18 protein-coding genes are annotated in these 22,578 nt (G+C 75.3%); 15 read left to right on the top strand and 3 right to left on the bottom strand.

Annotated elements, in window-relative coordinates; genetic code table 11:
- From nusA to rbfA, 4 genes are all read left to right on the top strand, one after another.
- Positions 1-1,062 (top strand): transcription termination factor NusA, encoded by a 1,062-nt coding sequence (nusA, locus tag ABRQ22_RS10975; protein WP_253051294.1) that lies wholly within the window; start codon positions 1-3, stop codon positions 1,060-1,062.
- A gap of 24 nt (positions 1,063-1,086) precedes the next feature.
- Positions 1,087-1,467 carry a YlxR family protein gene (locus tag ABRQ22_RS10970; RefSeq protein WP_353706752.1) on the top strand — a complete coding sequence of 127 codons (381 nt, stop codon included), beginning with the start codon at positions 1,087-1,089 and terminating at the stop codon, positions 1,465-1,467.
- 157 nt (positions 1,468-1,624) lie between these two features.
- On the top strand, positions 1,625-4,486 hold the full coding sequence (infB, locus tag ABRQ22_RS10965) for a translation initiation factor IF-2 (RefSeq protein WP_253051296.1): 2,862 nt from the start codon (positions 1,625-1,627) through the stop codon (positions 4,484-4,486).
- A 138-nt stretch (positions 4,487-4,624) separates the two neighbouring features.
- On the top strand, positions 4,625-5,065 hold the full coding sequence (rbfA, locus tag ABRQ22_RS10960; RefSeq protein WP_253051297.1) for a 30S ribosome-binding factor RbfA: 441 nt from the start codon (positions 4,625-4,627) through the stop codon (positions 5,063-5,065).
- 106 nt (positions 5,066-5,171) lie between these two features.
- Here the strand turns inward: rbfA and ABRQ22_RS10955 are convergent, their stop codons facing one another.
- Positions 5,172-6,644 (bottom strand): DHA2 family efflux MFS transporter permease subunit, encoded by a 1,473-nt coding sequence (locus ABRQ22_RS10955; protein ID WP_353706751.1) that lies wholly within the window; start codon positions 6,642-6,644, stop codon positions 5,172-5,174.
- A gap of 75 nt (positions 6,645-6,719) precedes the next feature.
- Here ABRQ22_RS10955 and ABRQ22_RS10950 point away from each other — a divergent pair, with 75 nt between their 5' ends.
- From ABRQ22_RS10950 to ABRQ22_RS10930, 5 genes are all read left to right on the top strand, one after another.
- Complete coding sequence (locus ABRQ22_RS10950; RefSeq protein ID WP_253051299.1) at positions 6,720-7,310, top strand: TetR/AcrR family transcriptional regulator; 591 nt, start codon at positions 6,720-6,722, stop codon at positions 7,308-7,310.
- Entirely contained in the window at positions 7,307-8,287 is a 981-nt protein-coding gene (gene truB, locus ABRQ22_RS10945; protein WP_353706750.1) for a tRNA pseudouridine(55) synthase TruB, read from the top strand. The genes ABRQ22_RS10950 and truB overlap by 4 nt, the downstream gene beginning before the upstream one ends.
- A gap of 106 nt (positions 8,288-8,393) precedes the next feature.
- Positions 8,394-9,428, top strand: a complete 1,035-nt coding sequence (locus tag ABRQ22_RS10940; protein WP_353706749.1) for a bifunctional riboflavin kinase/FAD synthetase — start codon at positions 8,394-8,396, stop codon at positions 9,426-9,428.
- A gap of 5 nt (positions 9,429-9,433) precedes the next feature.
- Complete coding sequence (locus ABRQ22_RS10935) at positions 9,434-10,135, top strand: ABC transporter ATP-binding protein (protein ID WP_253051302.1); 702 nt, start codon at positions 9,434-9,436, stop codon at positions 10,133-10,135.
- 2 nt (positions 10,136-10,137) lie between these two features.
- A complete protein-coding gene (locus ABRQ22_RS10930) occupies positions 10,138-11,733 on the top strand; it encodes a DUF6297 family protein (protein ID WP_253051303.1) in 1,596 nt (531 codons plus the stop codon).
- 25 nt (positions 11,734-11,758) lie between these two features.
- On the opposite strand, the gene ABRQ22_RS10925 is transcribed toward ABRQ22_RS10930, so the two are convergent.
- Complete coding sequence (locus tag ABRQ22_RS10925; protein ID WP_353706748.1) at positions 11,759-12,511, bottom strand: ATP-binding cassette domain-containing protein; 753 nt, start codon at positions 12,509-12,511, stop codon at positions 11,759-11,761.
- Between the two features lie 55 nt (positions 12,512-12,566).
- Entirely contained in the window at positions 12,567-13,676 is a 1,110-nt protein-coding gene (locus ABRQ22_RS10920; RefSeq protein ID WP_253051305.1) for an ABC transporter permease, read from the bottom strand.
- A gap of 210 nt (positions 13,677-13,886) precedes the next feature.
- Here ABRQ22_RS10920 and ABRQ22_RS10915 point away from each other — a divergent pair, with 210 nt between their 5' ends.
- From ABRQ22_RS10915 to ABRQ22_RS10890, 6 genes are all read left to right on the top strand, one after another.
- Entirely contained in the window at positions 13,887-15,233 is a 1,347-nt protein-coding gene (locus tag ABRQ22_RS10915; RefSeq protein ID WP_353706747.1) for a sensor histidine kinase, read from the top strand.
- Positions 15,230-15,871 carry a response regulator transcription factor gene (locus ABRQ22_RS10910; RefSeq protein ID WP_353706746.1) on the top strand — a complete coding sequence of 214 codons (642 nt, stop codon included), beginning with the start codon at positions 15,230-15,232 and terminating at the stop codon, positions 15,869-15,871. Before ABRQ22_RS10915 ends, ABRQ22_RS10910 begins: the two co-directional genes overlap by 4 nt.
- Positions 15,872-16,110: 239 nt before the next feature.
- Entirely contained in the window at positions 16,111-18,054 is a 1,944-nt protein-coding gene (locus ABRQ22_RS10905; protein WP_353706745.1) for a heme peroxidase family protein, read from the top strand.
- 181 nt (positions 18,055-18,235) lie between these two features.
- On the top strand, positions 18,236-18,505 hold the full coding sequence (gene rpsO, locus ABRQ22_RS10900; RefSeq protein ID WP_021479897.1) for a 30S ribosomal protein S15: 270 nt from the start codon (positions 18,236-18,238) through the stop codon (positions 18,503-18,505).
- Positions 18,506-18,819: 314 nt separating this feature from the next.
- Positions 18,820-21,045, top strand: a complete 2,226-nt coding sequence (locus ABRQ22_RS10895; protein WP_253051309.1) for a polyribonucleotide nucleotidyltransferase — start codon at positions 18,820-18,822, stop codon at positions 21,043-21,045.
- Position 21,046: 1 nt separating this feature from the next.
- Complete coding sequence (locus ABRQ22_RS10890) at positions 21,047-22,378, top strand: pitrilysin family protein (RefSeq protein ID WP_353706744.1); 1,332 nt, start codon at positions 21,047-21,049, stop codon at positions 22,376-22,378.
- Positions 22,379-22,578 lie beyond the last annotated feature (200 nt).

Below are 22,578 nucleotides of genomic sequence, written 5' to 3'. Positions count from 1 at the left end.
ATGGACGTGGACATGAGCGCGCTGCGCCTGCTGGAGCGCGAGAGGGACATCAGCCTCGACGTCCTGGTGGCCGCGATCGAGCAGGCCCTGCTCTCGGCGTACCACCGCACCCCGGACGCGTACTCCCGCGCGCGCGTCGAGCTCGACCGCAAGACGGGGCACGTCACCGTGTGGGCGCGCGAGGAGCTGCCGGCTCCCCAGACCGACGACGAGGACGCCCCGCGCGGCCCGGTCGAGTACGGGCCGGAGTTCGACCACACGCCCGCCGACTTCGGCCGGATCGCGACGTCGACCGCGCGCCAGGTCATCGTCCAGCGCCTGCGCGACGCCGAGGACGACCAGATCCTCGGCACGTTCCGCGGCAAGGAGGGCGAGGTCCTCGCGGGCGTCATCCAGCAGGGCCGCGACCCGCGCGTGGTGCTGGTCGACGTCGGCGGCACCGAGGCGGTCCTCCCGCCGCACGAGCAGGTGCCCACGGAGGAGTACGTGCACGGCGAGCGCCTGCGCGCGTACGTGCTCGAGGTGGCCCGGGGAATGAAGGGCGCGCAGATCACGTTGAGCCGCACGCACCCGAACCTCGTGCGCAAGCTGTTCGAGCTCGAGGTGCCCGAGGTCGCGGACGGGTCGGTGGAGATCACCGCCATCGCCCGCGAGGCCGGGCACCGGACGAAGGTCGCCGTGCGCTCCCGGGTCCCCGGTCTCGGGGCCAAGGGCGCCTGCATCGGCCCCATGGGCTCCCGGGTGCGCGCCGTCATGGCGGAGCTGCACGGCGAGAAGATCGACATCGTCGACCACAGCGACGACCCGGCGCAGTTCGTGGCCAACGCGCTGTCACCGGCTCGTGTGTCGTCCGTCACGGTCGTCGACGAGGTGGCCCGCGCCGCGCGCGTCGTCGTCCCGGACTTCCAGCTCTCCCTGGCGATCGGCAAGGAGGGGCAGAACGCCCGCCTGGCCGCGAAGCTCACGGGGTGGCGCATCGACATCCGCTCGGACGAGGGCGGCGCCCCGGCGGAGCGGTCCGGCGACGACGCTCCCGCAGGTCCTCGCACCGGAGACCGGTAGTCGACGGGGGTGGGACGGTCACGGATGACGGGACGGCGCGGTAGACTGTCCTCGACCGGGCCGCGCGCCCGCACCTCGACCATGCCCCAGGACACCACGACCCGCCCCGTACCCACGGGCTCGGGTCCTGTCCGTACGTGCGTCGGATGCCGGGAGCGCGACCTGCGGTCAGCTCTCCTCCGTCTGGTCCTCGACCGGTCCGGTGCGAGCGCCGACGAGCCCCGGCTCGTGGTGGACGCCGGACGGTCGCTGCCGGGTCGCGGTGCGTGGCTCCACGCGTCGGCCCGGTGCCTCGAGACGGCGGAACGCCGGCGGGCCGTCCCGCGGGCCCTGCGCGTCGCCGGGCCCCTCGACCTCGCCGCGGTCCGCACCGTGATCGAGGCGCGGCCGGGAGAGCACGTCTGAGCCATGCGTCACGGCCCCGTCCCCGGGGGCCGCACTGCACGACACGTCGACAAGGAAGCGGGTTAGAAGCCGATGGGCACCCGATGAGTACCCAGCGATGAGCACCCAGCACTAACGACGGTCCTCCCTGTCCGGGACGGGCCGAGACAGGAGAGTTGTGGCAAAGGTCCGCGTCTACGAGCTCGCGAAGGAGCTCGGGGTGGAGAGCAAGACCATCATGACCAAGCTGACGGAGCTCGGTGAGTTCGTCCGCTCGGCATCCTCGACCATCGAGCCACCGGTGGTCCGCAAGCTGCGCGACGCCTTCCCCGCCGGGGGCGGCGCCGCGAGCAAGCCCGCGGCGGCACCCGCCGCGCGCCCGGCCGCGCCGAAGCCGGCCCCGAAGCCCGAGGCGAAGGCCGAGCCGGCCGCGCCGAAGGCGGAGGCTCCCGCGCCCCGGTCGGCGGCCCCGGCCCCGGCCGAGCCCGCGAAGGCACCTCAGGCCCCGGCGCCCGCCGCGCCGGCACCGAAGGCTCCGGCGCCCCAGGCCCCCGCGGCCGAGCGCCCGGCGCCCCAGAAGCCCACCGCCACGCCCAAGCCGGGCGGCGGCACGAACGCGCCCGCCCCCCGTCCGGGTGGCTCGGGCGCGCGCCCCGGTGCCCCGCGCCCGGGCAACAACCCGTTCGCCTCCAGCCAGGGCATGCCCCGGCAGGGTGGCGGCCCGCGTCCGGGCGCCCCGCGCCCGGGCAACAACCCCTTCGCGTCCAGCCAGGGCATGCCCCGGCCCGGCGCGCGTCCCGAGCGCGCCGAGGGTGCCGCGGCGGCGTCGGGCGAGCGTCCGGGCGGCCCCCGCCCGGGTGGCCCCCGTCCCGCTCCGCGTCCCGGTGGCCCGCGCCCGAACCCGGGCATGATGCCCGGCCGCACCTCGATCGGTCGCCCCGGCGAGCGTCCCGCTCCCGGCGGTCGTCCCGGCGGTGGCGGCGGCGGTCGTGGCGGCGGTGGCGGCTTCGGCGGTCGTCCCGGTGGTGGCGGCGCGCCCGGTGGCGGCGGCGGCTTCGCCGGTCGTCCCGGTGGCGGCGGTCGCGGCGGCGCGGGTCGCGGCTCCACGCAGGGCGCCTTCGGGCGCGCCGGCGGCCGTCCCGTGCGCGGGCGCAAGTCGAAGCGCGCGAAGCGCCAGGAGTTCGAGCAGATGCAGGCGCCGTCGCTCGGCGGCGTGCAGGTTCCCCGCGGGAACGGCTCGACCGTCGTGCGACTGCGGCACGGCTCGTCCCTGAACGACTTCGCGGACAAGATCGACGCGAACCCCGCGAGCCTCGTCACGGTCCTCTTCCACCTCGGTGAGATGGCGACCGCGACGCAGTCGCTCGACGAGGACACGTTCGGCACGCTCGCGGCCGAGCTCGGCTACGTCATCGAGATGGTCTCGGCGGAGGAGGAGGACCGCGAGCTGCTCGGGTCCTTCGACATCGACCTGGACGCGGAGCTCGAGGCCGAGGGCGACGACGAGCTCATGGCTCGTCCGCCGGTCGTCACCGTCATGGGTCACGTCGACCACGGAAAGACCAAGCTCCTCGACGCGATCCGCCAGACGGACGTCGTCGCGGGCGAGGCCGGCGGCATCACCCAGCACATCGGTGCCTACCAGGTGCGCCACGAGCACGAGGGCACCGACCGCGCCATCACCTTCATCGACACCCCGGGTCACGAGGCGTTCACCGCCATGCGTGCCCGTGGTGCCCAGGTGACGGACATCGCGATCCTGGTCGTGGCCGCGGACGACGGCGTGATGCCGCAGACCATCGAGGCGCTCAACCACGCCCAGGCGGCGAACGTGCCGATCGTCGTCGCGGTGAACAAGGTGGACAAGGAGTCGGCCAACCCGGCCAAGATCCGCCAGCAGCTCACCGAGTACAACCTGGTGGCCGAGGAGTACGGCGGCGACACCATGTTCGTCGACGTGTCGGCCAAGCAGAACATGGGCATCGACGACCTCCTCGAGGCCGTCCTGCTCACGGCCGACGCCTCGCTCGACCTGCGCGCGAACCCCGACAAGGACGCTCGCGGCGTCGCCATCGAGGCGAACCTGGACAAGGGCCGCGGCGCCGTCGCGACCGTCCTCGTCCAGTCCGGCACGCTGCGCGTCGGTGACGCGATCGTCGCCGGCACGGCCCACGGCCGCGTCCGCGCGATGTTCGACGAGCACGGCAACGCCGTGACCGAGGCAGGCCCCGCCCGTCCGGTCCTCGTGCTGGGTCTCGCGTCCGTGCCGAGCGCGGGCGACACGTTCCTCGTGGCGCCGGACGAGCGCACGGCGCGCCAGATCGCCGAGAAGCGCGAGGCCGCCGAGCGCGCCGCCCTCCTGGCCAAGCGCCGCAAGCGCATCAGCCTCGAGGACTTCACGCAGGCGCTCCAGCAGGGCAAGGTCGAGACTCTCAACCTCGTCCTCAAGGGTGACGTGTCCGGTGCCGTCGAGGCTCTCGAGGACGCGCTGCTCAAGATCGACGTGGGCGACGAGGTCGAGCTGCGCGTCATCCACCGCGGTGTCGGTGCGATCACGCAGAACGACGTCAACCTCGCGACGGTCGACAACGCGATCATCATCGGCTTCAACGTGAAGTACGGCGAGCGCGTCGAGGACCTGGCCGAGCGCGAGGGCGTCGACGTCCGCTTCTACTCGATCATCTACCAGGCGATCGAGGACGTGGAGGCCGCGCTCAAGGGCATGCTCAAGCCGGAGTACGAGGAGGCCCAGCTGGGCACGGCGGAGATCCGCGAGATCTTCCGCTCCTCCAAGTTCGGCAACATCGCGGGTTCGATCGTCCGGTCGGGCGAGATCCGCCGCAACGCCAAGGCGCGCGTCCTGCGCGACGGCAAGGTCGTGGGGGACAACCTCACGGTCGAGTCGCTCAAGCGGTTCAAGGACGACGCCACCGAGGTCCGCGAGGGCTTCGAGTGCGGTATCGGACTGGGCTCGTTCAACGACCTCCAGGTCGGCGACACGATCGAGACGTTCGAGATGCGGGAGAAGCCGCGTTCCTGACGCTCGTCACGCCCGGGGGCGGTCACGGATCGTGGCCGCCCCCGGGCGTTCGTCTCCCGTCCCGCCCGGCCGACGGGGACCGTCGGCGTACGGTCGTCGGGACCGTCGCCGGAACGCTCGGCACGAAAGGAAGAAGCCATGGTCGACCACCCCCGGGCGAGGAAGCTCGCCGACCGCATCAAGGAGATCGTCGCGCAGCTGCTCGACACGCGGATCAAGGACCCGCGGCTCGGGTTCGTCACGGTGACGGACGTGCGCGTCACCGGTGACCTGCAGAACGCGTCCGTGTTCTACACCGTGTACGGCACGGACGAGGAGCGGGCCGGGACGGCCGCCGCGCTGGAGAGCGCCAAGGGGCTCATCCGGTCCGAGGTCGGCAAGCAGACGGGGATCCGTCTCACGCCGACGATCGAGTTCCACCTCGACTCGGTCCCCGAGACGGCCGCGCACCTCGACGCCGCGCTCGTCGAGGCGCGCCGTCGCGACGCGGAGCTCGCGGCCCTGCGCGAGGGCAAGGCCTTCGCCGGGGACGCGGACCCGTACCGGACGAGCGAGGAGGACGGCGCCACCGAGGCGTAGCGTCCTGCGCCACAGGACATCGATGCCCGGTCGGGGAGCGGCGGACACGCGCTCCCCGGCCGGGCACCGTCGTCTCGCGGGGCGTCCCGTCGTCGTGCGCCGCCGGTCAGCGACCTGTGCCGCGCGGGATGGCGAGGCCCGCCACGACGGCGACGACGAGGACCGCCGTGCCCAGGGCCAGCGCCGGAGCGAGGCCCGTGGCGAAGGCGGCAGGGGTGAGCGCACCTCCCGCGCCGAGGAAGGCGGCGGTGAGGACGGCGACGCCGAGCGCGACGCCGACCTCCCGCACGGTGGCGTTGACGCCGCTCGCCGTCGCGTGGTCGGCGTCCCCCACCCCGGCGAGCGCCGCCGTCGAGACCGGGGCGAACGTCAGGCCCATGCCCACCCCGGCGAGGACGAACGCCGGGACGAGCGCGGCGTAGGACGTCCCGGACCCGACGAGCGCGGCCATCCAGCCGAGCGCCGCCGCCTGGAGCACGAGGCCGCCGACGACGAGCGGACGGGTGCCGAGGCGGCCCGCGAGAGCGCCCGCGAGCGGTGCCACGACCATCGGTGCGGCCGTCCAGGGGAGGGTGCGGACGCCGGCCTCGAGGGGGGAGAAGCCCAGCCCGACCTGCAGAAACTGCGTGAGCAGGAAGACGGCGCCGAACATCCCGACCGCGAACGCGAGGCTCGCGACGTTCGCCGCGCTGAAGCTCCGCGAGCGGAACAGCCGCAGCGGCACGAGGGGGTGCGCCGTGCGCGACTCGTGGACGACGAAGAGCACGAGAAGGGCCGTCGCGAGGGAGAGCGTGGCGATCGTGGCCCCCGAGCCCCAGCCGCGCCGCTCGGCGTCGACGATGCCCCACACCGCGAGGAGGATCCCGCTGCCCGCGAGCAGCAGCCCGGGCACGTCGAACGGCTGGCGCCGCCCGAAGGTCTCGCGCAGCCCGGCGAGGACGAGCGGGACGGCGACGAGCGCGACCGGGACGTTGAGCCAGAAGATCGCCTCCCAGCTCAGTCCCTCGACGACGGCGCCGCCGACGAGCGGGCCGAGCGCCACGCCGAGGCCGGAGACGCCGCTCCAGACGCCGATCGCGAGGGCGCGTCGCGCCGGCGGCACCGCGCCCACCAGCAGGGCCAGGGAGAGCGGGAGGATCGCGGCGGCTCCTGCGCCCTGCACCGCACGGGCCGCGACGAGCGCGCCCGGGGTGGACGCCAGGGCTGCCCCCGCCGACGCGAGCGTGAAGAGCGCGATCCCGGCCACGAACACCCGGCGGCGACCGAACCGGTCTCCGAGCGCGGCCGCGGGCAGCATGAGCGCGGCGAAGGTGAGCGTGTACGCGTTGACGAACCACTGCAGCTCCTCGACCGTCGGGCGCAGCGCCGCGGAGATCACGGGGAGCGCGCCGGTGACGACGAGGTTGTCGAGCGTCGCCATGAACATCGGGAGCGAGGCGGCGACGAGTGCGAGCGCGACCGGCCGCGCGCGCCGCGGGCCCGCCTCGGGCGGGGCGTGCGCGGCGGACGGCGACGGCTCCGCGACGGTGGCGAGGTGCTCGTCGTCGCGGGCGACGGCGTCGGGCGGGGAGACGGACATGGCATCCTCCGGCTAGTAAGCATTGATTGATTACTACCCGACGAACGCTAGTTATCGACTGATAACCTGTCAACCATGAGTCCCGACGTCCCGACCCGGCGCATGACGCGCGACGAGCGTCGCGAGCAGATCCTCGACGCCGCGACGGCGGTGTTCGCCGAGGGCGGCTACGCGGGCACGAGCACCGACCAGGTGGCGCGCGCCGCGAACGTCTCCCAGCCGTACGTGGTCCGGCTCTTCGGGACCAAGGAGGAGCTGTTCCGCGAGGTGTTCGACCGCATCGCGACGGAGGTCCTCGCGCGGTTCGAGGCCGTTCGGCCCGGTCCTGACGCGAAGGCCGCGATGGTCGAGGCCTACACGCGCCTCGTCGCCGACCCCGACCAGCTCCGGGTCCTCATGCACGGCTTCGTCCTCGGCTCGGACCCCGTGCTCGGATCGCGGGGGCGCGAGGTGCTGGCGCGGTCGTTCGACCTCTACCGCGCGCGCACCGGTGCGAGCGACGTCGAGGCACGCGACTTCGTGGCGCAGGGCATGCTCCTCAACACGCTCTTCGCGCTCCAGGCCGACGCGCACGCCGACGACGACCCGTCGCTGGCGATGCTCGTGCGGTGCACGATCGACCCCTCGGCCGCCCTGCGGCGGGTCGCGACGGAGCAGGCACGATGACCGAGTCGCGCTCGGGACGACCCCGCACGACGGCCCCGCGCCGGCCCACCGCACCCGACGGTCTCGTCGTCGTCGACAAGCCGGGCGGCTGGACGAGCCACGACGTCGTCGGTCGAGGCCGCCGGCTCGCCGGTACGCGCAAGGTCGGGCACGCGGGCACGCTCGACCCGATGGCGACGGGCGTCCTCGTGCTCGGGGTCGGCCGGGCGACGAAGCTCCTCACGTACGTCGTCGGCGCGGACAAGGACTACGACGCGACGATCCGGCTCGGCGCGAGCACGACGACCGACGACGCCGAGGGCGAACTCGTCGCGCGCGCCGACGCGTCGGGCGTCGGGCGCGCGGACCTCGACCGCGCGATCGCGGACCTCACGGGCGAGATCCTCCAGGTGCCGAGCACGGTGAGCGCGATCAAGGTCGACGGGAAGCGGGCGTACGCGCGCGCCCGGGCGGGCGAGGACGTCGCCCTCGCGGCGCGGCCCGTCGTCGTCTCGCGCTTCGAGGTCCTCGACGTGCGCCCGGCGGGCCCGGGGGAGGCGTCCGACGGCGCGCCCCCCGCCCTGGACGTGGACGTCGCCGTGACCGTCTCGTCCGGCACCTACGTCCGGGCGCTCGCCCGCGACCTCGGTGCCGCGCTCGGCGTGGGCGGGCACCTCACGGCCCTGCGGCGCACGCGCGTCGGCGGGTACGGGCTCGACGTCGCCTCGACGCTCGAGGAGCTCGAGGCACAGGCCGACCGCGACGGCGTCCTCGCGACCCTGCCGCTCGCCGAGGCGGCGCGCGCGACGTTCCCCGTGCGCGACCTCACGGCGCAGGAGGCCACGGCCCTGTCGTACGGGCAGTGGATCCCGGCGACGGGGACGCGGGGCACGGCGGCGGCGATCTCCCCGGCGGGCGAGCTCGTCGCGCTCGTCGAGGACACACGCCGCGGCGGCGCCGACCTCGCGAAGCCCGTGCTGGTCCTGGCGCCCGCCTGACGTCCTCGGTTCGGCGTCGGGGCCGGGGCGTGGCAGTCTTGTCCAGCGGCGCCGACGACTCCCTGCCGGCGCGCCCGACCCGCCCCCTCACCGGAGGAGTTCTCGCGTGCACCTGTGGACGGACCTGAGCCAGGTTCCCCCGGGTTTCGGCCCGTCCGTCGTGACGATCGGCAACTTCGACGGCGTCCACCGCGGCCACGCCCAGGTGCTCGGGCGGATCGTCGACCTCGCCCGCTCGCGCGACGCGCGGGCGGTCGCCGTGACCTTCCACCCGCACCCCGCGGTCGTGCACCGCCCCGAGAGCGCGCCGGAGCTCATCACGGGCATCGCCGACCGGGTCGAGCTGCTCGCGGCGACGGGCCTGGACGCCGTCCTCCTCGTCGAGTACACGCTCGAGTTCGCGCGCCAGACCCCGGAGGAGTTCGTGCGCACGTACCTCGTCGACGGGCTCCGGGTGGGGACGGTCGTCGTGGGGCATGACGTGCGCTTCGGCCGCGACAACGCGGGGACGATCGAGACGATGATCGAGCTCGGGTCGCGGTTCGGGTTCGAGGTCGTGGCGATCGACGACGTCGGGCAGCACCAGGGCGTGCCCGTCACGGACGAGGCGACGCCGGGCGACTCGCAGGTGCGCTGGTCCTCCACGGGCGTGCGGGCGCTGCTCGCGGCGGGCGACGTGCGCGAGGCGGCCCGCATCCTCGGCCGAGCGCACCGCGTGCGGGGCACGGTCGTGCACGGCGACGCCCGGGGCCGCGAGCTCGGCTTCCCGACGGCGAACCTCGGCGCGATCAGCGGCATGGTCCCGGCCGACGGCGTGTACGCGGGCTGGCTGGAGCGCCCGCAGCTCGCGGGTGCCGACCCCCGGCACGCCGACGTCCGGCTCCCGGCCGCGATCTCCATCGGCACCAACCCGACGTTCGACGGCGTCGAACGTCGCGTGGAGGCCTACGTCCTCGACCGGGCCGACCTCGACCTGTACGACGAGGACGTCGTCCTCGAGCTGGTCGAGCGCCTGCGCCCGACGCTGCGCTTCGACGGGATCGAGCCGCTCGTCGCCCAGATGCACGACGACGTCGCCCGCGCCCGCGAGATCCTCGCCGGCACGGGCGGGGAGCCGGCCGCGCCGACGTCGGGGGCCTGACCGTGGTGGCTCCCGCACCGGCGCCCGCCCCCGTGCTGGAGGCGCGCGCCCTGCGCGTCGGCTACGCCGACGTGGCCGTGTGCGCGCCGGTCGACCTCACGGTGCACCCCGGCGAGCTGGTCGTCGTCATCGGCGCGAACGGCAGCGGGAAGTCGACGCTCCTGCGCACGGTGATCGGCCTGCAGCCACCGCTCGGCGGCACGGTGCGCGCCTTCGGTCGGGACGTGGACGAGCGCGAGCGGGGCTTCCGCGCCCGCGTCGCGGGCGTGCTCGACGACGACGCGTTCTTCCCCGCGCTCACGGTGCGCGAGCACCTCGTCCTCGTCGCGCGCGGCCACGGCGTGGTGGGCGCGGGGGCGGCCGTGGACGGGCTCCTGGAGCGGTTCGGGATCGCGGAGCAGGCGGCGTCGCTGCCGTCGGCGCTCTCGTCGGGCCAGCGGCGCCGCTTCCTCCTCGCGTCCGGGCTGGTGCGGCCCCGCGAGCTGCTCGTGCTCGACGAGCCCGAGCAGCGCCTCGACCCCGGGATGCGCGAGCGTCTCGCGGGCCTGCTCGTGGACGACGCGCGCAGCGGCGTCGCGGTCGTCCTCGCCACGCACGACCCGGACCTCGTCGCGCGGACCGGCGCCCGCGGCCTCCTCGTCGGCGACGACGCGTGCGTCGCGCTCGACCCGTCGGACACCCACGACGCGCTCCTGGCGGTGCGCTGACGGTGACCGACGCGCGCCCCGGCGGACTCCCCGGAGAGGCCCGCCGCACGAACCGCGACGATGCCGACGCGGCGAACGCGCTGCGCACGGACCCCGACGAGCTGCTCACCGGACGCGAGCTGCGCCGTCTGACCGCGCGCGCCGCGGCGGCGCGCGCCGACGCGGGCCCGGGGGAGATCGTCGTCGACGCCGCCTACGCCGTCGTGTCCGTCGCGCTCGCGACCGGCTGGGTGATCGGACTCGCCTCGATGCTGCGCTCGACCCTCGACCCCGGCTCGGCGGCCGGAGCGCCGGTGCTCGGGCCGGGCGCGGTCCAGGCGCTCGGGACCGCCGCGCTGCTCGCGCTCCTCACGGGCACGGCCGTGCGGCTCGGACCCGTGGGGGCGGGCAGCGCGGGTGTGCGCTGGTGGGTGCCGACACCGGCGGACCGGCACGGGCTCGTGTCGCCGTCGTTCGTCCGGGCGGTGCTCCTGGGCGGGGTTCTGGGCGCGGTCGGGACGGCGGTCGTGTCGGTCGCCGCCGGCCTCGACGCCGTCACCGCGCTCCGGGCGACGCTGACGGGCGGCGCGCTCGGCCTCCTGCTCGTGGCCGTCGCCGGCCTCGTCCAGCCCTACCCCCGGGCGGCGGGCGCTCTCGCCCGCGCGAGCGACGTCGCGGTCGCCGCCGTCCCGGTCGCCGGGCTCGTGCTCGTCGCCGCCGGCCGACCCGGGTTGCCCGCGCTCGTCGCCCCGCCCCTCGTCGCGCTCGGCCTCCTCGCGGTCGGGGCCGTGCTCGTGCTGCGCTGGTGGCGCGGGCTGGAGTCGCTCGGGGCGACCGTCCTGCGCGCGCAGAGCTCGGTGGCGGACCAGGTCGGTGGAGCCGTGCTCTCGTTCGACACTCGCGACCTCGGCCGCGCCCTGCGCCGGGCGGGCGCGACGCGCGTGCGCGTCCGGCGCTCGCGCCGGTTCGCCGCGGTCCGCGGCGCGTTCGGCGCGGTGGTGGCGGCCGACCTCGTCCTCCTCGGGCGCAGCCCGTCCGCGCTCGCGCAGCTCGTCGGCCTGGGCGCGCTGACGGTCGTCGCCCAGCAGGTCCCGGGCCTCGGCTCGGGGTTCGGCCTCTTCGCGGTGCTGGTCGTGGCGGGCCTCGGCGCCGCGGTGCTCGGCGCCGAGGGAGCGCGCACCGCCGAGATGGCGCCCGTCGTCGACGCGCTCGTGCCGCTCGCCGCGCGCTGGACCCGGCTCGCGCGCGGCGTCGTCCCCACGCTCACGGCCGCCGCCTGCCTCGTCGCCGGGTCGGTGCCGCTCGTCGTCGCGACGGGCGACGCGCGCTGGCTGGCCCTCGGTGCGCTCGCGGCCGTCGTCCAGGGCGCCGCCGCCGTGCGCAGCGCCTACCGCGAGCCGCCGAACTGGGGCGGCCCGCTGCTCGCGACGCCCGCGGGCGGGGTGCCCACGGGCGCCGCCGCGGTGCTGCGCAAGGGGCCGGACGTCGCGGTCCTCGGCGCCGTCCCCCTCGGGGTGGCGCTCCTCGTCGGCGTCCCCGGCTGGGGAGCGGTCGTCGCCCAGGCGGTCGCGGCGGGGCTGGCGCTCGCGGTCGCGACGCACGTGCGCGCCGCGCGCTGACCGCGGTCGGCGGCCGGGGGAGCCGTCAGGCGACGACCGGCGCCTCGACGACCCGGCCGTCCGCCAGGTGCACGCGGGCGTCGACCGGGCCGAGGGTCGCCTCGTCGTGCGTGACGAGCAGCGTCGCGGCGTCGAGCTCGCGCGCGAGCCGCACGACGAGCTCCACGACCTGCACGCCGCGCTCGTGGTCGAGCGCCGACGTGGGCTCGTCGACGAGGAGCACCTGGGGGTCGTTCATGAGCGCCCGCGCGATCGCCACCCGCTGGCGCTGCCCGCCCGAGAGGTGCTCCGGGCGACGGTCCGCCCGGTTGGCGACGCCCACCGCGTCGAGGAGGGCGAGCGCGTGCGCGCGGCGCGACGCGGCGGGCCGGCCCCGGAGGTGGCTCATGAGCTCGAGCTGCTCCAGCACGGTGAGGGACGCGACGAGCTGCGGCTGCTGGAACACGATCCCGATGCGCTCGCGGCGCAGGGCGGCCGCGCGGTCGGCGGCGCGCCGCGCCCGACGGCGGGCGCCGCGGCCCGTCCTCGGCCCGCCCGCGGAGACGTCGGGCGCGGAGAGCGGGGCGCTGACGACGTCGTCGCCGACGCGCACGACGCCGGACGTCGGCGGCGTGAGGGTGGCGGCGACGGCGAGCAGGCTGGACTTGCCGGCACCCGACGGGCCGAGGAGCGCCGTCGTGGTGCCCGAGGGCACGGTGAGCGAGACGCCGTCCACGGCGACGAGGACGTCGTCGCCGTCGGGGTAGGCGAGGCGGATGCGGTCGAGGACGAGGTCCACGGGGACTCCTTCGGTGCGGGGATCGGGTGCGTGGTGGGCCGAGGGCGGGCGGCGGTCAGCGGGCGGCGAGCGCGGCGTGGGGGTCCACGCGCGCGACGCGCGTCACGGCGAGCACCGCGCCCAGCCCGCCGAGGAGGACGAGCACGACGGCCGGGACGAGCGTCGTGGAGAGGTCGACGACGACGGGCATGACCTGCGCCGCGAGCAGCCCCGCCCCGGCCGCGAGCGCCGTGCCGAGACCGACGCCGACGCCGAGCACGACGCCCGCCTGGCCGATCGCGTCGCGCAGGAGGTAGCGCGTCGAGGCGCCGAGCGCGCGCAGCACGGCGACGTCGCCGGCGCGCTGGATGGTCCAGACGGTGAAGAACGCGCCGACGACGAGCGCGGAGATGGCGAGGAGGAACACCTGCATGAGCGTCAGCGAGAGGTTCTCGGCGGTGAACGAGGAGATGGCCGAGCGAGCCTCGCGGGGGGTGGCGGTGACGGTCCCGAGGTCCGCGTCGGCCGCGGCGAGCGCGTCCGCCGACGGCGCGTCGTCGCCGAACCGGAGCGCGACGACGGTCGCGGTCGGGCCGTCCTGCGCGTCGCCCCCGCGCGCGCCGACCGCCTGCCAGTCGTCGAGGGCGACCCACGCGACGGGCGTGTGGGCGAAGTCGGCCTCGACGTCCTCGACCGCGGCGACGCGCAGGTCGAGCGGTCCGGCCCCGACCTGGTCGCCGACGTCCGCGCCCAGCGCGTCGGCGGCGCCGCGCGAGAGCACGACCGTCCCGGCGGAGACGTCCGCGCCCCCGTCGCCCGTCCCGGGGACCAGGCCGGAGCCCGGCCGGACGCCGAACGCGGTGACGGCGGCCGTGCTCTCGCCGGACGCGCGCACGGTCGCGACGCCGAGCGGCTCCGCGGACCGGACACCGGGGACGTCTGCCCATGCCTCCTGCTGCGCGGCCGTGACCTCGGACTCGGTGAAGGTCGGCGAGGCGTCCTCGGCCGGCGGCGCGAAGGCGAGGCGGTCGATGGGCAGCTCGGTCACGGCCGACGTGCTCGCGCGACCGAGCCCGGCGGTGAGCGCCGCGAGGAACGCGACGAGGAACGTGATGAGCGCGACGACCGTGATCATGAGCGCGAAGCGCCCGCGGGCGTGGCGCAGGTCGCGCAGGGCGAGGAACACGGGGAGACCTCCAGGGGTGCCGTGGGCGGGTGGACGACGACGGACCCGGCACCCCGTGGGTGCCGTGCGTGCCCGACGTCCTCTCCACGGTCCCGCGGCGGGAGCCGGTCCGGATCGCCGTGCCGGTCGGTCCTGCGGCGCCGAGGGGTGGAGCCGGGCATCGACCGTTCGGACGATGCCGGGCGCGGGCGGCGTGGCTAGGGTGACGGCGTGATCCCGACCGCGTCCTCGAGCCCCGCTGCCGCGCCCCGTGGGCGTGCCGGGCTCGTCGGGGACGGTGCGCGGGTCGTCCCGGCGGCCACGCGGTGGTTGCGCCGGGGCCTCGACGTCCTGCTCGTGGGACTGCTCGTGCTCGCGCTCGTCGGCGCTCTCGCGACGGGCACGGTGCGCGGCGTCGTCGCGGTCGGGGTGGGCGCCGCGCTGCTCGCCCTCTACGTGCTGGGACGGCGCCGACTGCCGCTCCCGGCCGACGTGCGGGTGCCCCGGGGCGCGTGGTGGCCCGCGGGCGCGTGGGTGACCGGGCTCGTGGTGCTGTGGGTCGCGCTGTGCCTGGTCTCGGTCACGGCCGTGTGGGTCGCGTTCCCGCTCATGTTCGTCGCGATGCACGTGCTCGGCCCGCGTCGCGGCCCGGTCGCGGTGGGGGTGCTCGTGCTCCTCGTGGTCGGTGTCATGGGGGCCTACACGGCGGACGTCGCGCTGCCGTTCGTGCTCGGACCGGCGATCGGCGGGGCCGTCGCGGTCGTCGTCGTGCTCGCGCTCGAGGCGGTCGTGCGCGAGTCGCAGGAGCGGCAGCGCACCCTCGACGAGCTCGTCCGGACGCGCGACGAGCTCGCCACGGCCGAGCGCGAGCGCGCCGTCGCGGCGGAGCGCGAACGCCTCGCGCGCGAGATCCACGACACGCTCGCCCAGGGCTTCTCCTCGGCCGAGCTCCTCCTGCGCGCCGCGCAGACCGCGCTCGATGCCGGCGACGTCGGCACCGCGCGCGGGTACGTCGAGCAGACGCGGGAGGTCGCGCGGCACAACCTCGCCGAGGCGCGCCGCGTCGTGCGCGCGCTGGCGCCGGCCGACCTCGCGTCGTCGAACCTCGTGGACGCGCTGCGCCGCACCTCGGCGCGCACGGCGTCCCGGATCGCGGCGCACGGGGACGGGCGCGGGCCCGACGTCGTCGTGCAGGTGAGCGGCGACCCCGGGGCGCTGCCGACGGACGTCGAGGCGGCGCTGCTGCGCGTGGCCCAGTCCGCGCTCGCCAACGTCGAGCAGCACGCGGATGCGTCGCGCGTCGCGGTCACGCTGAGCTTCCTGGCAGGGGTCGCGCCGGGGGAGGAGGCCGTCGCCCTCGACGTGGTCGACGACGGGCGTGGCTTCGACGCCGGCGGCGTCCCCGGCCGGTCCGAGGACGGGCCGGGGCCGTCGGGCGGGTTCGGCCTCGTGGCGATGCGTGCGCGGCTCGCCGAGCTGGGTGGCACGCTGTCCGTGGAGTCCGCGCCCGGCGCGGGCACCGCGGTCGCGGCCTGGGTGCCGCTCGGGGCCGCCGAGGACGTCGAGGAGGGGCGATGACCGGACCGGCCGTCGTCGACGTCGTGCTCGCGGACGACCACCCGGTCGTGCGCACCGGGCTGCGTGCCGTGCTCGAGGCCGAGCCGGACGTGCGGGTCGTCGCCGAGGTCGGCTCGGCCGAGGAGCTCCTCGCACGGCTGCGCGGCGGGCTGCGGGCCGACGTCGTGCTGCTCGACCTGCAGTTCGGGCCCGGCCGGCTCGGAGGGGTCGACGCGGTCCGGGAGATCGTCGCGACCGACGGGCCCGCCGTGCTCGTCGTGACCACCTACGACGCGGACGCCGACATCCTCGCGGCGGTCGAGGCGGGCGCCCGCGGCTACCTGCTCAAGGACGCGCCGACGCACGAGCTCGTCGCCGCCGTGCGCGCCGCCGCGGCGGGCGAGGTCGCGCTCGGACCGGCCGTGCAGCGGCGCCTGCTCGGCCGCCTGCGCAGCCCCGGCACGGCGCTCACCGCGCGCGAGCTCGAGGTGCTCTCGCTCGTCGCCGAGGGGCGCACCAACGACGAGATCGCGCACGAGCTGTTCCTCTCGCGCGCGACCGTCAAGACGCACCTCGTCCACGTCTACGACAAGCTCGGCGCGCCCTCGCGCACCGCGGCGGTCGCCGAGGCCCGACGGCGCGGCCTCCTGCGCGGGTAGCGGACGCCTGCGGGCGGGGCGTCCGTCGTCGCCCGCGGGGTGTCACAGGCCGGGGTGCGGCCCCTCCCTCCCGGTGAGCGGCGCCGTCGTGCACGGCGTCCGTCGCGGCCGCGCGATCCCCGGGCCGCAGTCCAGGGGGCGGTCGCACACGCCCCTGCGCGAGCGCGAGCCGCCCGCGGGGGCGTCCGGTGGCCCGTCGAGCGGGCCGCACGACGACCTCCCCACAGAGAGGCAGAGCCATGGAGGCTCAGCAGCACGCGGCGACACCCGTCGCCGAGACGGTGGTCGACGACGTCGCCCCCGACGCCGTCGACCAGGCGTCCACCCCGATCGGCCGGACCGTCCGGAGCGTCGGTCACGGCTCGGCCGTCGCGCCCGACGGCCCGACGCCGGACGCGGACGTGGACCCCGCGGAGTCGAACGCCCCGCTCCTGCCCGCGGCCGAGGCCGCGGTCGCGCGGGACCACGAGCTCCACCGCTACGACTCCACGACCGCGTTCGACTACCTGTTCCCGGAGCTCGCGGAGAGCTTCCCCGCGTTCCACCTGCCGGTCGGCGACGGCGCGACGGCGGGCACCGTCGAGGCGCTCAAGACGCTCGGGGCGTCCATGGTCGCCCGGCCGATCGCCCCGCCCGGGCAGCCGCCACGCGACCTGAACTCCCACGTGCCGGCGGTGTACACGTACTGGGGCCAGTTCATCGACCACGACATCACGCTCAACACGAACGGCCCGGACACGACGTCCGGCCGCGACGGCGACCAGGCGCTCGGCGACGTCGACACCGTCCCGTTCCAGGTCTTCGCGCCGCGCGTCGTCGTGCGCTCGCTCCACAACGGGCGGCACCCCGCCCTCAACCTCGACTCGCTCTACGGGAGCGGCCCCGTGTTCGCGGGGGAGCGCGGCTACCGGACCACCCGCAGCGAGGCGTCCTACGTCCCCGGGTCCGCCAAGCTCCGGCTCGGACGCATCTCGACCGAGCCGCTCGTGATCCCGGGCGGCCCGTCGTTCGCCGTCGTCGAGCCCGGCGGCGACGCCCAGCGCGACCTGCCGCGCGACGAGCAGGGCGCACCGCTCGTGCCCGACGGGCGCAACGACGAGAACCTCGTCGTGGCCCAGCTCCACCTCGCCATGATCCGGTTCCACAACGCCGTCGTGGACTGGGTGGACGACGTCGAGCCGTGGACGCGGCTCACGGGCGGCGAGCGCGGCGTCTTCGAGCGCGCGAGCCAGCTCGTGCGCTGGCACTACCAGTGGCTCGTGGTCAACGACTACCTGCGCACCCTCACCAAGCCGGGCGTGCTCGACGCGACGCTCCTGCGTGACACGTCGTTCTTCCGGCCGCGCTACCCGGTCTCGATGCCGCTCGAGTTCGCGGTCGCGGCGTTCCGGTTCGGGCACTCGATGATCCGCGACTCGTACGACTACAACGTCAACTTCACGGGGCCGCCGCCCCGGAACGCGAGCCTCGTCCAGCTCTTCCAGTTCACCGGCAACGGCGGGAGCCTGCGCCCCGGCCCCGCGGGCGTCCCCGCGCTGCCGTCCAACTGGCCGATCGAGTGGGCCCGGTTCGTCGACAAGGGCGACCCCTCGTCGTTCCGGGCCGCCGAGAAGATCGACACGTTCCTGGCACCGAGCCTCGGCGATCTCGTCAAGGAGGGCGCGCTGCCGCCCGAGCCGCCCGCGCACACGCAGGCCCAGCTCGTGGCCAGCGCGCTGCAGAAGCAGCTCGCGCAGCGCAACCTGCTGCGCGGCTACATGCTCGCGCTGCCCACGGGCGAGGCCGTCGCCTCGGCGCTCGGCGTCACCCCGCTCACCCCGGCCCAGCTCGAGGACCGGGCCGGCGACGACGTGAAGCAGGCGCTCGCGGCCCTGCGGGACGGCGACCACGGCGGCACCCCGCTGTGGTACTACGTCCTCAAGGAGGCCGAGCTCCAGGGCGACGGGAGCTTCCTCGGCGAGGTCGGCAGCCGCGTGCTCGCGGAGACGTTCGTGTACCTGCTGCGGCAGGACGACACGTCGTACGTCCGGGCGAGCAACCACTGGACCCCGGCGCAGGGCGTGCACTTCGAGGACGGGTCCCTCGTCCTCACGCTGCCGGACCTGCTCCGGTTCGCGGGCGTGCTGCCCGACGCGGCGGGCCGGTTCCGCGGCGACGGGACGGCCGGGCACGACGGGGCCTGAAGGCCGAGGGCGGTGCGGTCGCGCCGTCGGCGGAGGTGCGTCCGGACGGCGGCCGCACCGGCCGTCGCCGGCGGCGCGGCCGCGCGCTGGTACGATGGATGCGCCGTCTGACCGGCCGCGGATCGAGAGAGCCCGGGAGAACCGTCCCCGGCGCACCGCGCAACGAACCCGAAGGAGAACCGTGCCGCTCGACACTGCCACGAAGCAGCGCATCATGACCGAGTACGCGACGAGCGAGGGCGACACCGGTTCGCCCGAGGTCCAGGTCGCGCTCCTCACGCAGCGCATCAAGGACCTCACCGAGCACCTCAAGGAGCACAAGCACGACCACCACAGCCGTCGTGGTCTGCTCCTCCTCGTCGGCCAGCGCCGTCGCCTCCTCGGCTACCTGCAGAAGGTCGACATCAACCGCTACCGCAGCCTCATCGAGCGCCTCGGTCTGCGTCGCTGACACGACACCGCCAGCCCGGTCCCTGCGGGGACCGGGCTGGTCTGGTGTGATGTACCCGTCACACCCCGGCTGAGCACCACCCAGCCGCACACCACCCACCGCGCCGCCGGCCTCTCGTTCGGTCCTCGGTAGTGGCTCACGGACCCCCGCGGTCTCGTCCCCGGACGCGATCGTGCGGGAACCGCCGTGGACCTCGATCGAAGACCGCCGAGCGTCGAGTGCGACCGGAGCCCCCGCGCCACGCGCGCCGGGGCGCGGACCGGAACCCTCGACAGGGGCTACCCGGGCGGCGCTTCGAGAAAGGGAGGGCACCCGTGGAGGGTCCCGAGATCCAGTTCGCCGAGGCCACGATCGACAACGGTCGCTTCGGCACCCGCACCGTCCGGTTCGAGACCGGGCGCCTCGCCCGTCAGGCCGCCGGCTCCGTCGCCGCGTACCTCGACGACGAGACCATGCTCCTGTCGGCCACGACGGCCGGCAAGCACCCCAAGGACCAGTTCGACTTCTTCCCGCTGACGGTGGACGTCGAGGAGCGCATGTACGCCGCGGGCCGCATCCCCGGCTCGTTCTTCCGCCGCGAGGGCCGCCCCTCGACGGACGCCATCCTCGCGTGCCGCCTCATCGACCGCCCGCTGCGCCCGCTGTTCGTCAAGGGCCTGCGCAACGAGGTCCAGGTCGTCATCACGGTCCTCGCGATCCACCCGGACGACGCGTACGACACGCTCGCGATCAACGCCGCCTCGGCGTCGACGCAGATCTCCGGCCTGCCGTTCTCCGGCCCGGTCGGCGCGGTCCGCATCGCGCTCGTCGACGGCCAGTGGGTCGCGTTCCCCAAGTACTCCGACAAGGAGCGCGCGGTCTTCGACATGGTCGTGGCCGGCCGTGTCGTGGGTGACGACGTCGCGATCGCGATGATCGAGGCCGAGGCCACCGACGGTGCCTGGGGCCTCGTCAAGGACCAGGGCGTCGCCGCGCCGACCGAGGAGGTCGTCGCCGAGGGCATCGAGGCGGCCAAGCCGTTCATCAAGGCCCTGTGCGACGCGCAGTCGGCGCTCGCCGCCCAGGCCGCGAAGCCCGTCAAGGAGTACCCGGTCTTCCTGGACTACCAGGACGACGCGTTCGCCGCGGTCGAGGCCGAGGTCTCCACCGACCTGCGCGCCGCGCTCGCCATCGCGGACAAGCAGGACCGCGAGAACCGTCTCGACGAGATCAAGAACGAGATGGTCGGCAAGCTCCAGGCCGGGTTCGACGGCCGCGAGAAGGAGCTCTCCGCCGCGTACCGCGCGCTGCAGAAGAAGCTCGTGCGCCAGCGCGTCCTCACCGAGGGCGTGCGCATCGACGGCCGTGGGCTCGCGGACATCCGCACCCTGTCGGCCGAGGTCGAGGTGCTCCCGCGCGTGCACGGCTCCGCGCTCTTCGAGCGTGGCGAGACCCAGATCATGGGCGTCACCACGCTGAACATGCTCCGCATGGAGCAGCAGATCGACTCGCTCGGTCCGGAGACGCGCAAGCGCTACATGCACAACTACAACTTCCCGCCCTACTCGACCGGCGAGACCGGCCGTGTGGGCAGCCCCAAGCGCCGCGAGATCGGCCACGGCGCGCTCGCCGAGCGTGCGCTCGTGCCGGTGCTCCCGAGCCGCGAGGAGTTCCCGTACGCGATCCGTCAGGTGTCCGAGGCCCTCGGCTCCAACGGCTCGACGTCCATGGGCTCCGTGTGCGCCTCGACGCTCTCGCTCCTCAACGCGGGCGTGCCGCTGCGCGCCCCCGTCGCGGGCATCGCGATGGGCCTCATCTCCGACACGGTGGACGGTGAGACCCGCTACGCGGCGCTCACCGACATCCTCGGTGCCGAGGACGCGTTCGGCGACATGGACTTCAAGGTCGCCGGCACGCGCGAGTTCGTCACGGCGATCCAGCTCGACACCAAGCTCGACGGCATCCCCGCCTCGGTGCTCGCCGGTGCGCTGACCCAGGCGCGCGACGCGCGCCTGACGATCCTCGACGTGCTCGCCGAGGCCATCGACGTGCCCGACGAGATGTCCCCGAACGCCCCGCGCGTCATCTCCGTGAAGGTGCCGGTCGACAAGATCGGCGAGGTCATCGGGCCCAAGGGCAAGATGATCAACCAGATCCAGGAGGAGACGGGCGCGGACATCTCCATCGAGGACGACGGCACCGTGTACATCGGCGCCACCGACGGCCCGTCGGCCGAGGCCGCCCGCGCGGCGATCAACGCGATCGCCAACCCGCACGTCCCGGAGATCGGCGAGCGCTTCGTCGGCACGGTCGTCAAGACGACGTCGTTCGGCGCGTTCATCTCGCTCTCCCCGGGCAAGGACGGTCTGCTGCACATCAGCCAGATCCGCAAGCTCGTGGGCGGCAAGCGCGTCGAGAACGTCGAGGACGTGCTGTCCATCGGCCAGAAGGTCCAGGTCGAGATCGGCGAGATCGACCCGCGCGGCAAGCTCTCGCTGCACGCCGTGGTCGAGGAGGAGGCTCCGGCCGACGCTCCCGCGACCGAGGGCGCGGACGCCTGACGTGCCCTGGGACCTCCCGCTCGTCCCGGCGGGTGACGCCGGGGCCGAGCTGACCGCCGGGCAGGACGGCGCGACGATCCGTCGCTCCGTCCTGCCCGGCGGGGTCCGCGTGCTCACCGAGTCGATGCCGGGCCTGCGCTCGGCGACGATGGGCGCGTGGGTGGGCGTCGGATCGCGCGACGAGACCGACGGCCACTTCGGCTCGACGCACTTCCTGGAGCACCTGCTGTTCAAGGGCACCGCGCGCCGCTCGGCGATGGACATCGCCGAGGCGTTCGACGCCGTCGGCGGCGAGGCCAACGCCGCGACCGGCAAGGAGCACACGTGCTACTACGCGCGCGTGCTCGACGCCGACCTGCCCATGGCGGTCGACGTCGTCGCCGACATGGTGACGTCCGCACGCCTGGACCCCGACGAGCTCGAGACCGAGCGCGGCGTGATCCTCGAAGAGCTCGCGATGAACGACGACGACCCCTCGGACGTCGTGCACGAGGAGTTCGCGGCCGCCGTCCTCGGCGGGCACGCGCTCGGCCGCCCCATCGGCGGCACCCCGGACACGATCAACGCGGTCCCGCGCGACGCGGTCTGGGAGCACTACCGGTGGCACTACCGCCCGGAGACGCTCGTCGTCGCGGCGGCCGGCGGCGTCGACCACGACACGCTCGTCGTGCAGCTGGGCCAGGCGCTGCACGACGGCGGCTGGTCGCTCGACGCGGCCACCGCGCCACGACCCCGGCGCGACCCCGAGGACCCCGCCCTCGCCGGTGTCGGGACCACGGGCGTCGAGCTCTCGGTCCACCGGGCCGTCGAGCAGGCGAACGTCGTCATCGGCGGCACGGGCCTGTCGGCGACCGACGACCGTCGCTTCACGCTCTCCGTGCTCAGCGCGGTGCTGGGCGGCGGCATGAGCTCGCGCCTCTTCCAGGAGATCCGCGAGAAGCGCGGCCTCGCGTACTCGACGTACTCCTTCGCCTCGGGTCACGGCGGCATCGGCACGTTCGGCCTCTACGCCGGGTGCGCGCCGTCGAAGGTCGACGAGGTGACCGAGCTCCTGCACGCCGAGCTCGACCGCCTCGCCGGCGACGGCATCACCGGTGCCGAGCTCGACCGCAGCATCGGCCAGCTCTCCGGCGGCATGGTCCTCGGCCTCGAGGACTCCGGCTCGCGCATGAGCCGGCTCGGCAAGGCCGAGCTCGTCTACGGCGAGCTCCTGAGCGTCGAGGAGTCGCTCGACGCGATCCGCTCGGTCACGGCCGACGACGTGCAGAAGCTGGCGAGCGAGCTCGCCTCGCGGCCCCGGTCCGTCGTGCGCGTCGGGCCGTTCGGCGGCTGAACCGTCGCCGACCACGGCGACTCGCGGCGGCCGTCCTCCTCTCGGAGGGCGGCCGCCGTCGTGCCGGGCCGGTGCGGTGGGCGGGCTCGGCGCCGGTGCCGCGGACGGCGCACCGGCCGGTCCGCGCACCGGCGATAGGGTGACGGGCGTGAGCGAGCAGAACATCCCCGCGCCCGATCCCGCCGCGACCGCCCCCGGCC

The organism is Cellulosimicrobium sp. ES-005 (genome assembly GCF_040448685.1).
In the GTDB taxonomy this organism is placed as follows: domain Bacteria; phylum Actinomycetota; class Actinomycetes; order Actinomycetales; family Cellulomonadaceae; genus Cellulosimicrobium; species Cellulosimicrobium cellulans_G.
This window is presented reverse-complemented; position numbering and strand designations above follow the sequence as displayed.